This is a genomic window from Candidatus Aegiribacteria sp. (assembly GCA_021108435.1).
Lineage (GTDB): Bacteria > Fermentibacterota > Fermentibacteria > Fermentibacterales > JCC-6 > Aegiribacteria.
The window spans coordinates 1-1,881 of sequence record JAIOQY010000212.1 but is presented as its reverse complement, the minus strand read 5'-3'; the positions used below and the strand labels follow the sequence as shown (position 1 = coordinate 1,881).

At 49.8% G+C, this 1,881-nt stretch carries 1 protein-coding gene; it reads right to left on the bottom strand.

Going from position 1 to position 1,881, the window contains the following annotated elements:
• Window positions 1-74: 74 nt before the first annotated feature.
• On the bottom strand, window positions 75-1,881 hold a 1,807-nt coding region (locus K8R76_12995; GenBank protein ID MCD4849091.1), incomplete at its 5' end, for a T9SS type A sorting domain-containing protein.

Here is a 1,881-nt window from a genome sequence, read left to right as displayed (position 1 = left end):
AACCCATACCACACAATCCTGTGCATGGTATGGGTTTTCTTACTGTTCGTGAATTCGCAAATGGCACGAATTCCCTATTTCAGAAGTATGAACCTTCCAGTGCTGACATTTCCTCCTGCCTGGAGCCTGACCATGTAAATACCTGCGGTCATACCTGCAGCGTCAACATTGATAGAGTAGTCGCCTCCGGTAAGTTCGGTATTCACAAGCGTATTTACAAGTCTTCCTGTAACGTCATAGATTGACAGGACTGCCGTGCATGGCTCATTCAGACTGAAGTTCACTTTTCCGGTGCTTGAAATTGGATTCGGAGAAATCACGATTCCCGATGCGATCAACGGAGAAGTTCCTTCGATTCCCTGTCCTGAACCCCATATGGATTCCCTGTAATACGCATCGAGCAGAAGATCGGCATTCATCCGGAGCCCATCAAGACCGAGACCTATAGCCCATCCGCCGACAATATGAAGCGAATCACCATCCGCAAGATTGACCGGACCCATGGACATGAGGAACCTGTATTCGAAAACGGGATAGTAAAGCGGCAGTGGGTTGTCTTGAACGAAGGGGAAAGGTCCCGGATTATCCGGGATCATAACTTCAGGCGCGTTGGGGTTGCCGGACCAGTCGGACATGTAGGCGGGGCCGCTGTACTGCCCGCTGGCATCCAGATTGTGTCCCCACATGAAGTCATACCTTTCCGGATCGGTTCCGGGAATATCCTCCCAGTTCCACCATGTATGACTTATCGGAATGGGATACCCGTATACGTCTATCGGTCTTTCAATGGATTTGTCAGCCTTTACCACCCAGAAGTCGAGCAGGCGCCAGCCTGTGAAACCGTTGCACATAGGTGTGATTAAAGGTTCTCCTGAATCATCACTGTAACTGCCTGGATAATCACCGTCCCACATGTAGCTGAGATTGCGCGGCACTACCAGGAATGTTGTATCGCCTACGGTCTGTTCGAAATGAAAGTACGGCATGCCTTCGGAGAAGAGAATAACGCCGGATTCAGGATCCTGCCTGTAAAGAGTGTCCGTACCTATAACTTTCGCGAGGATGGTGAAATGATCGCTGACACCATTCTGATCTACATCATTATCCGGTATGCCGTCCACGCCTATGTAATTGTAGTGATAAAAGATATTCTCAGGATCATCCGGAGTAAGCGGGTTATCCGGGTTCTGCTGGTATGTGTAGTAATCCTGAGTGCTCGCGTTTACTGATCCGTCAAGAACATATTCGAAAGCAGCGTCAGGATCATTACACCAGATGGCGTGACCATCGTAGTAGACAAGATCATCAAGGTAGCATTCCGTAGGGTCAGCGGTAGCTACATCAAAGTCCCCCTTGATGGCCAGTACAAAAGCATCGAGAGGAACACCCGGATTGCCGTAGGAGCTTCGGTGGGTGACGATCATCTCCATTGCCATGATATTGTCGAAACCCGGCGTATCCCATGTATAGTTCTCGACCCAGATGCCAAGGCCATAAGGGTTCGAATTGTTTGCCGGGTCCCAGTCGTCTATTCCATACTGTGACTGCTCGGGAGCAACCGGACCGGGAAAGAGATACTCCAGGGGATATCCTTCGCTCGGTTGCAGTTCCCAGTCTTCAAAATCAGAACAGCTCGCCCATTTGTCTGCTACACCATTCGGAGTGATGTCACCATAACACGATGACCATACATCGCCGCACCATAGATAGCTGTTGTCAGAACCTGATGGCCACTCCATAGAAGGGAAGCTAACCCATGGATCACCCCAAATACCTATATTAAAAAGTACGGAATTCAGGTTACCTATGGAGTGGAATACTCCTAGAACAGGCGGACGATCATCCGAGCTTCCGGATGGCATCGGAACCGAATGTTGCTCA